General features: G+C 33.0%; 11 protein-coding genes and 1 pseudogene. 5 read left to right on the top strand and 7 right to left on the bottom strand.

Annotation, left to right across the window (positions count from 1 at the left end; all coding sequences use genetic code 11):
- Positions 1–167: 167 nt before the first annotated feature.
- The gene (locus tag ABS911_RS13180) at positions 168–1,388 is read right to left on the bottom strand and encodes a toxic anion resistance protein (protein ID WP_350467939.1); all 1,221 of its coding nucleotides are present in this window, start codon (positions 1,386–1,388) and stop codon (positions 168–170) included.
- 19 nt (positions 1,389–1,407) lie between these two features.
- On the bottom strand, positions 1,408–2,112 hold the full coding sequence (locus ABS911_RS13175; RefSeq protein WP_350467938.1) for a 5-bromo-4-chloroindolyl phosphate hydrolysis family protein: 705 nt from the start codon (positions 2,110–2,112) through the stop codon (positions 1,408–1,410).
- 251 nt (positions 2,113–2,363) lie between these two features.
- Between ABS911_RS13175 and ABS911_RS13170 the strand changes: the two genes are divergently transcribed.
- The 3 genes from ABS911_RS13170 to ABS911_RS13160 are packed head-to-tail and all read left to right on the top strand — an operon-like array spanning position 2,364 to position 3,898.
- Complete coding sequence (locus tag ABS911_RS13170) at positions 2,364–2,915, top strand: NUDIX hydrolase (protein ID WP_350467937.1); 552 nt, start codon at positions 2,364–2,366, stop codon at positions 2,913–2,915.
- Positions 2,916–2,934: 19 nt separating this feature from the next.
- A complete protein-coding gene (gene macP / locus ABS911_RS13165) occupies positions 2,935–3,186 on the top strand; it encodes a cell wall synthase accessory phosphoprotein MacP (protein WP_350467936.1) in 252 nt (83 codons plus the stop codon).
- 19 nt (positions 3,187–3,205) lie between these two features.
- The gene (locus tag ABS911_RS13160; RefSeq protein WP_350467935.1) at positions 3,206–3,898 is read left to right on the top strand and encodes a 5'-methylthioadenosine/adenosylhomocysteine nucleosidase; all 693 of its coding nucleotides are present in this window, start codon (positions 3,206–3,208) and stop codon (positions 3,896–3,898) included.
- A 77-nt stretch (positions 3,899–3,975) separates the two neighbouring features.
- On the opposite strand, the gene ABS911_RS13155 is transcribed toward ABS911_RS13160, so the two are convergent.
- A complete protein-coding gene (locus tag ABS911_RS13155; RefSeq protein WP_350467934.1) occupies positions 3,976–4,449 on the bottom strand; it encodes a GNAT family N-acetyltransferase in 474 nt (157 codons plus the stop codon).
- A gap of 378 nt (positions 4,450–4,827) precedes the next feature.
- Here ABS911_RS13155 and ABS911_RS13150 point away from each other — a divergent pair, with 378 nt between their 5' ends.
- Positions 4,828–5,391, top strand: a complete 564-nt coding sequence (locus ABS911_RS13150) for a GNAT family N-acetyltransferase (protein WP_350467933.1) — start codon at positions 4,828–4,830, stop codon at positions 5,389–5,391.
- Positions 5,392–5,419: 28 nt separating this feature from the next.
- Here ABS911_RS13150 and ABS911_RS13145 read toward each other — a convergent pair whose 3' ends face one another.
- Positions 5,420–5,860: a YueI family protein gene (locus ABS911_RS13145; RefSeq protein ID WP_350467932.1), complete on the bottom strand. Its 441-nt coding sequence runs from the start codon at positions 5,858–5,860 to the stop codon at positions 5,420–5,422.
- Positions 5,861–6,160: 300 nt separating this feature from the next.
- On the opposite strand from ABS911_RS13145, the gene ABS911_RS13140 reads away from it, so the two are divergent.
- The gene (locus ABS911_RS13140) at positions 6,161–6,805 is read left to right on the top strand and encodes a YktB family protein (RefSeq protein WP_350467931.1); all 645 of its coding nucleotides are present in this window, start codon (positions 6,161–6,163) and stop codon (positions 6,803–6,805) included.
- 49 nt (positions 6,806–6,854) lie between these two features.
- Here the strand turns inward: ABS911_RS13140 and ABS911_RS13135 are convergent, their stop codons facing one another.
- The 3 genes and pseudogenes from ABS911_RS13135 to ABS911_RS13125 all read right to left on the bottom strand — a co-directional run.
- Entirely contained in the window at positions 6,855–7,319 is a 465-nt protein-coding gene (locus ABS911_RS13135; RefSeq protein ID WP_013710463.1) for an S-ribosylhomocysteine lyase, read from the bottom strand.
- A gap of 130 nt (positions 7,320–7,449) precedes the next feature.
- Positions 7,450–7,620, bottom strand: coding sequence for a hypothetical protein (locus ABS911_RS13130; RefSeq protein WP_350467930.1), 171 nt, complete (start codon positions 7,618–7,620; stop codon positions 7,450–7,452).
- Positions 7,621–7,934: 314 nt separating this feature from the next.
- A pseudogene (locus ABS911_RS13125) lies at positions 7,935–8,164 on the bottom strand (30S ribosomal protein S4); the annotation flags it as partial.

The following is an 8,164-nucleotide window of genomic DNA, read 5'->3' as shown; positions in this document are numbered from 1 at the left end:
AGCTTCAGGCGGTCTCATGGCTCTATACAAGCAAACCCGTTCATTCCAGAAGAAAGTTTAGTTTGATGCACCAACACTATTTGTTATACAACCAGTATTTGATGGACAAAAAAAGCATTAGGCCAATCAATTGAAGGCTATCAATTGATTGGCCTAATGCCATTAATTTATTTTTCATCAGTTGTAAGTTCTAATAACTTATCACGTAAAGAGGTTTCCATAACGGATAATTCTCGTTCTGCTTCTTTGCGTTTGATTCTTCCATCTTGTTGAATTTGTAACGTTTCTTGTAAAGTTTCGATTAAATCATTTTGAGTTTTTTGCAAGGTCTCAATATCAATGATGCCACGTTCGTTTTCTTTGGCAGTTTCAATAGAAGAAATTTTTAACATTTCAGAATTCTTCTTCATTAAATCATTAGTTGTTTCGGATACTTGTCGTTGAGCAGTGACAGCATCTTTTTGACGAAGCAAAGTAAGAGCAATCGCAATTTGGTTTTTCCAAAGAGGGATGGCCATATTAATAGAAGATTGGATCTTTTCAGCTAAGGCTTGATTCGTATTTTGGATCAAACGAATTTGTGGGGCTTGTTGGATAGTCATTTGACGCGCAAGTTTCAAGTCATGGGTTCTTTTTTCTAAACGGTCTAAAAACTGATTTAAATCATTGACCGTTTGTACATCCATTTGATTGGTACTCGTTTCTGCTTTTTTTACAGCTTCTGGAATAAGATTATTGAGTAAATCGTCAATTTTTATTTCTCCAGCAGCAATGTAAATATTTAAAGCATCAAAATAATCTTTGTTCTTAGTGTAAAGCTGTTCTAACATTAAATTATCGTTTAGTAAACCGGCTTTTTCTTTATCTAATTTCACGGAAATTTTATCAATTTGTGCACCGATTTTTTGATATTTTGCAGTCATTTCATAAATTGATTTCTTTACACGGCCAAATATTTTTTTAAACATGTTACTGTCTTCAGCACGCAAGTCTTCTGGGTTAGCTTCATTTAAGCGATACATTAAATCATTTAATGTATCACCAATTTCACCAGTATCTTGGTTTTGAACATGGTTTAACATGGAATGAGAAAACTCTCCAAGTTTTTGTTGAGCAGCTGAACCATACATCATAACAGATTGAGCGTTAGTGACATCAATCTGTTCCGCTAATGACCGAGCTTGTTCTTGACGTTCTTTTGGCAAGCTGTCAATTAAGCGCGGTACTTGTTCTGTCTGGACCATTTCTTTTTCAATTTGTTCTTGTTTTTGTAAAACAGGTGCGTTTTCAGATACATCTCCGAAAGGATTTGCTAATAAACTTTCTAATTCAGAGTCGACTTCTTTGACTGTAGAAGATTGTTCTAGTGATTCGTTTTCTTTATTCATCTTACCATCTCCTTAAAGATTATAATTCTTCTGATTCTATTGATTGTGTATGACCATTATCGCGTTCAATTGCTTTCTTTGCAAGCTCTACCTCTATGGCCATATCTTCAAAATCATCAGATTTAAACAGAACATAATCTTCAGCGATCAATTGACACATTTCATCTATTGTAGAGGCACTTTCGTCAAGAATATCAAAGGTTGATTTATTTTTCACTTCATGTTGACTAATTTCCAAATATTTATCCGTTAAATCGGTTAAAGAAGGGAGGTGGACATATAAAAATTTATCGACTTCGTGTAAACGATTGGGTTCTTCAGTGATTCCTTTAAATAAAGATTTAGATAATTGGATCGTGTTGTTGCGCTTTTCAATGGCTTCCAGCTTTGAGACACTGTGGAGATTTTTTTCTAAGGTTAATAATTTTAGTTTAGCTGTGTGCATGGTTTCTCTAAAGAATTGAATTTCTTCTTTAGACATTCCTTTAGATTTATAAAAAGCTTCCTTTTCTGGGGATAAACGATTTAGTTTTTTTGAAGACTTGGAATCCTCATTGACGGATTGTTTATAAATAAAGAACGCCCCTATAGCCATACTGATAATCAATGACAAGAATAAATCAAAATCGAACAGAACGTAAACAACAACGAAAATTAAAATGGTTGATAAACTGGTCAAGGTGTAATAGAAAGCGTCACCTAAATTTTTGATAATTTTTTTCATATTTTTCACTCCAATAATTTATTTTTTGAATGGTTTTTAAGTTTTATTTTCTTACTCTTATTTTAGCATAAATAAGAGTAAATCTCCTATCAGACCTAAGAATGATTTCTTGCTACAACTAATGAAGTGGAGTAGCTTGTAGACAGTCTATAATTTCTTTATAGAAAAGCATAGAATGTAGACTTAATTGAAAAAAATGAAAAGGAAAGGTATGATAAGGCATAAGAAAATTTTTTTATGGAGGAAATAAAATGATATTTGAAGAGAAAACACTCTCTACTGAGACTGTATATAATGGGAATTTGATTGATTTTGTAGTTGATACTATTGAATTGCCTAATGGAAAAACGGCTACTAGAGAGTTGGTTAAACATCCTGGTGCAGTAGCTATTATGGCGTTCACAGATGACAATAAAATGATTTTTGTTAAGCAATACCGAAAAGCCGTTGAGCAAGTCCTTTTAGAGATACCTGCTGGGAAAATTGATTTAACAGATGAAACCCCCTTGGAAACAGGAAAAAGAGAATTAGAAGAAGAAACAGGGTTCCAAGCAGGATCATTTGAAATGGAAACCTCTTTTTATACTTCTCCAGGATTTGCAAATGAACTGATATATGTTTATTCTGCTCGGGGACTAAAGAAAGTAGAAAATCCTCTTGCTCAAGATGAAGATGAATTTATTGAATTAGTTTACCTAACGTTTGATGAGGCTTGGGAAGCTTATGAGAAACACTTGATTTACGATGCAAAAACAGTATATGCTCTTATTGCTTGGAAGCTTAAATTAGCCACAACGAAATAGAAAGGATGTTTTTTACTACATGAATCCAAAAACTAGAGCAGAAATTAGAAAAGAAAACGGATTAAAAGAAAAAGAACAAAAGAAAAGAGATAAAGAACGGGAAAAAGTAGAGCGAGAATACCAAAAGCAATTAGAAAAAGAGGGTATCGTTACAAAGAGCCGAAAAAATGAGAATGAAAAAGTTCGTGACAGAGGGCGCAAATTGAATAAAATTATTCTGGTGGTGGCAATATTACTGGTTATTGTATTGGCAATTGTATTTATTATTTAGATTAGAGAGGAATTAAAGCATGAAAATTGGGATTATCGGTGCTATGCAAGAAGAAGTAACCGTATTAAAAAATAGTATGAGTAATAAGCAGGAGTGGGTAGAGGCGAATGCCTCGTTTGTATCTGGCAAAATTGAACAAGTTGAAGTCATTTTAGTGCAATCCGGCATTGGAAAAGTTAATTCGGCCATTGCTGCAACTCTCTTGCTGTCTAAACACGAAGTAAATGCTATTATCAACACTGGGTCTGCTGGAGGAATTGGAGAAGGACTGTCTGTAGGAGATGTAGTTATTTCAACTGAAATGGCTTATCATGATGTTGATGCAACTGTATTTGATTACGTTATCGGACAAGTTCCTCAAATGCCGGCTCGTTATCAAGCAGACCGATCTCTTGTAGAACAAACTAGCCAAGCAGCTAAAAAAGTAGGTTTGCAAATGGTTCAAGGGTTAATAGTGACAAGTGATTCTTTTGTTGCAGATAAAAAAATTGTGAATCAAATCAAACACCATTTTCCAGATGCATTGGCTTCTGAAATGGAAGGTGCAGCTATTGCACAAGTTTGTTATCAATTTAATAAACCCTTCGTTATTGTAAGAGCTATGTCAGATGTAGCGGATGAAGAAGCGGGAATGAGTTTTGACGAATTCATTATTGATGCAGGTAAAAAATCTGCAGAAATGGTAATGGAGTTATTAAAAAATTTAGCGTGATAAAAAAACGAAGAGACACGGATGTTTGCATCCTTGTCTCTTCGTTTTTATTTGTGTAAGAAGTGCAGAGAATAACGTTAGAGTTGTTTGTAAGCTACTTCAGTGTAAACTTCATAGCCTAATTGTTGGTACACTTTTTTTGCTCTTTCGTTATCAGACCAATAATGCAGTTCCAGTTGAGAAATACCATGTTCTTTTGCAAAGTTATCAGCAAATGCTAAAAGTTCTTTGCTTAGGCCTTTACCTTGGTAAGCAGGCATAATTAAGATGTGATGTAAATAGAGTCGAGTGTACCCATAACGGTAAACCGTTTCTGCTACAGCTTCTTCTTCTAACCAAAGATAAGCAGCAATTTGTTCGGATTCTTGTTGATCATCCATCCAAAGAAATACTTGTTGTTTTGGATTTTTAAATATTTCTTGAAAATAGTGTAGAATTGCTTTTTCATCGTATGGTTTGAAAAAATCAGGATACATCTCTTTATGTTTTTCTTGCATGACATAGCCCAATTTTGCCATTAATTGCGCATCTCTTGTTTCAATAACTTTCATATTAAAGCCTCACTTATATTTATTTTCCTAAATTAAACACACCTTAATAGTTTATCACGAGAAGGAAGAAAATAAAAATAGTTGTCTTGTGGACACACATATAAAAATGGTATGGATGCTTCAAACAAACTATAATCGCTAAAGCGCTAATGGTTTCTAATTCTCATTGAGTACTATACAGGGCTACAAACAACCCTATTCTTCTAGAAATTTTTGGTGAGTAGTTGGATCAATCGATTAATACTAAAAATTATAGACTATAAAAATAAAATAAGGTTTGCTATAAAAGCGTAAACATTTTAAAATAAAGGTATCATACCTAATCATATTAAATTCGTTCATTGGTGGAAGACAAAATTAGTAGGAAAGAGGCTTTTAGTGGTGACTATTTTAGAAACGGAGCGTTTACTACTCGTACCTTATCAATTATCATTTATTGAAGCTACACTAATTGGGAACGATAAATTACAGGAAGTGTCTGGTTATAGCGTTGCACAAGAATGGCCAGGTGTAGAATTTTTCTTTTATCTACCTTATGTGCTTGAAACAGTAAAACAAGACAAAATAAAAGAAAAATGGACCCATTTAGTGATTCTTAAATCTGAACAAAAAATTATTGGGGAAGTTAGTGCACAAGGCAATCCTGAACTGACGGGTGAAGCAGAGTTGGGTTATGGCATAGTAGAGTCATATGCGGGAAATGGGTATGCCACAGAGGGAGCGCAAGCTTTTTTAGACTGGCTTTTAACTGAAAACGTCATAAGTGTAAAGGCTAAAACATATTTGTATCATAAAAAATCGCAACACATTTTAAAAAAATTGGGGTTTGTAAAAACAGGCGAAGGTTTATTTACTGGAGGAGATAAGGTCGCCTATTATGAATGGCTATCCAATTTAATCACTTATATGAACAGTAACGAATACGACAAAAAAGCTAAATAATTATCCTTTAGCTTTTTTGTCGTATTCATTAAGAGAATAATTTTTTGAAAAATGAAGGTTTCTTGTCTTCTTTTTTTGGAGGAGTCATCAAAGGGTATTTAACAGCTACATCCACTTCAGTTTCATTAACAGCAGTCGATGAGACATAAATCAGTCCAAGTGGACTACGTAGAGCTCCTTCATCAGATACGATTCGAAAAGAACAATTGTATTCTTGACATAACTTGATATAGGGGCTTAATTTGTTCATATCAATTTGTCCATTCAAGAGCAATTGTTGATTTGGATGGAGCTGGATTTCTTGTTTTAAAGCATCGATATAGTTTTCAGAAATAAGTTGTTCAGTAGTCATAGATAGATAAACACGTTCTCTAAGACTGCCAAAATATTTATTTCTTTCATCAGGATTTGTTTTTTTATTTCCATATATGCCTTTTGATAAATAGTCTTGAGTCTCTCTGTCAGCCATTTTAAATCCCTCCTTTTATAGTCATTCGTTAACGAATTAAAGTTTTTAATGTTCTCTTAGATTAAAAAATAGTATAGCATGAACCCTAATGAAATAAAACATTTTGTATTTGATCAAACTAACAAAGAAAAGCTAAAAAGCATTGATAAAAAAATCTATACAATCAGTATTATGAATGAATTATGTTTTTATATATTGAAGAGGTGATTTCAAAAACAAATGTCTCTTTTAAAAATTTAATCTAATTTGATTGTTAATTTGGTAGAATAAAGATAGGAATTGAATTCAAGGAGTGAAAGAATGGATAATATCACGTTTACCAAAGACGATTTTGCGGTGTTTGCTATTGAAGGGCTAGAACCTAGAATGGTAGCCATTCGAAAACAAATTCAACCAAAGTTTCATCTACTAGGACAGAGATTAGCGAAGGAGTTAGCAGCTGAAGTGAATAAAGAAAGTCTTCCTGTTCACATTGCTCAGCATATAAGAAGAACAAAGAATGCTCCCAAAGATACTTGGATGGCGATTGGTGGGAATAAAAGAGGTTACAAAAAATACCCTCATTTTCAATTAGGCTTATACGAAACGCATCTTTTTATTTGGTTGGCTTTTATTGATAACCCTCTGTATGAAGAAAAAATGGCTCAGAAGATTATCGAGGAGCCAACTCTATTATTTGATTTACCTGATGATTACGTTGTTTCATGGGATCACACAAAAGAACAAGTGATACCTATCCATCAAGCCGAATTACTCAGTGGATTGATGCGATGGAAAACGGTCAAAAAGGGAGAATTTTTAATTGGAAGACAGCTTTGGGCCAATGATCCGCTTTTGATGAATCCAGATGAGATCCAACATTATATACTGGATACGTTTATGCAGCTATTGCCATTATATAAACAGGCGTACAGTGTACATGAACTACAGGAAAGCAGTAGTTAAAACAAAAAAAGATTCAACACGATAATTATCGCGTTGAATCTTTTTTAGATTAAGCAAATACAATATGCCATTCATTGCGTTTTGCCAAGAAATCTTTTGCTAATTGTTGTGCACCTTCTAGTGTATGATGAGCTGCCCAACCACATTGAGTTTCGTTACTTGCTGGAACTTCAGTAGCTACTAAAACGTCTTCCATTGTTTTTTGTAAAACTTCTAAAATTTCATCATAGTTCTCATGATTAATAACGGTTAGATAAAAACCTGTTTGGCATCCCATAGGACCAAAATCGATAATATAATCTGCATGGTTGCGAATCAATTCTGCAGTTAAATGTTCTAATGAATGAACACTCATCATATCCATATGTTCTTTATTTGGTTGTGAGAAACGGACATCATATTTTAAAATTTTATCTCCATTTAACCCAATTTTTTTATCGGCTAATCTAACATAAGGTGCTTTAACTTTTGTGTGATCTAAGTTAAAACTTTCCACGTTCATTTTGCTTGTCATAAACAATACACTCCTTAATTGTTTTTAATGCTATTTAAGTTCCTATTGATTAGTGTACCACTTTTAGCTTCAGACTAAAAATAGTTATTTTGTAGTAGAGAGTCCAGAAAAAAAACGCTGAATGTCAGTCTCAGCGTTTGTCGTTGTTATCGTTATCTTTTTTCTCGTTAAATTTACGGACAATAAACTCATAGTTTATAAGGGCATTAAAATCATCTTGAAAATGAATCACTATTTTTGACTTGTTGCTTTTTAATTTGACGGCAGGACCAGTAACTTCAACTACTGTATTGTTAAACACAATGTACACTCCTTTTTAGTTAAATGAAATGGGGGTAAACGACTTTTTTAAATAAAATTTTTAAATAAAATATATATGGATAAAAGAATAATTGCTATTTATTAATCAACAAAGTTTACCATAAAAATGTAGAGATTAAAATATACTTGAACTACTTTTTTGAAATTCTCATCAAATTCATAGAAAACTTGGTGTTTAGCCATTGGAAACGGTTGTCCATTTAGAAAAAACATCTAATTTTTTAAATAAAAAAACAAAAAAAGTACCAAAGAAAAGGCATAAGCCATTTTCTTTGGTACTCAATAAATTAGTTATTAACGAGAGTAGTACTCAACGATGATTGTTTCATCGATTTCAGCAGATAATTCATCTCTTAATGGTAAACGGTTGTATGAACCTTCTAATTTTTCAACATCGAAAGTTACGTATTCAGGACGGCCGAATAATGCTTCAGCAGCTGATTTAATAATATCCATGTTTTTAGATTTTTCACGAACAGTGATAACTTGTCCAACTGAAACGCTGTATGATGGAATATCAACGC

It is taken from the genome of Carnobacterium sp., from assembly GCF_040274425.1.
The sequence above is the reverse complement of the archived record's forward strand: the minus strand, read 5'-3'. Positions and strand labels throughout refer to the sequence as shown.

Coding starts and splice junctions, on each gene's coding strand:
- ABS911_RS13180 (WP_350467939.1), bottom strand. CDS start 1,388: ATGAATAAAGAAAACGAATCACTAGAACAATCTTCTACAGTCAAAGAA.
- ABS911_RS13175 (WP_350467938.1), bottom strand. CDS start 2,112: ATGAAAAAAATTATCAAAAATTTAGGTGACGCTTTCTATTACACCTTG.
- ABS911_RS13170 (WP_350467937.1), top strand. CDS start 2,364: ATGATATTTGAAGAGAAAACACTCTCTACTGAGACTGTATATAATGGG.
- macP (WP_350467936.1), top strand. CDS start 2,935: ATGAATCCAAAAACTAGAGCAGAAATTAGAAAAGAAAACGGATTAAAA.
- ABS911_RS13160 (WP_350467935.1), top strand. CDS start 3,206: ATGAAAATTGGGATTATCGGTGCTATGCAAGAAGAAGTAACCGTATTA.
- ABS911_RS13155 (WP_350467934.1), bottom strand. CDS start 4,449: ATGAAAGTTATTGAAACAAGAGATGCGCAATTAATGGCAAAATTGGGC.
- ABS911_RS13145 (WP_350467932.1), bottom strand. CDS start 5,860: ATGGCTGACAGAGAGACTCAAGACTATTTATCAAAAGGCATATATGGA.
- ABS911_RS13140 (WP_350467931.1), top strand. CDS start 6,161: ATGGATAATATCACGTTTACCAAAGACGATTTTGCGGTGTTTGCTATT.
- ABS911_RS13135 (WP_013710463.1), bottom strand. CDS start 7,319: ATGACAAGCAAAATGAACGTGGAAAGTTTTAACTTAGATCACACAAAA.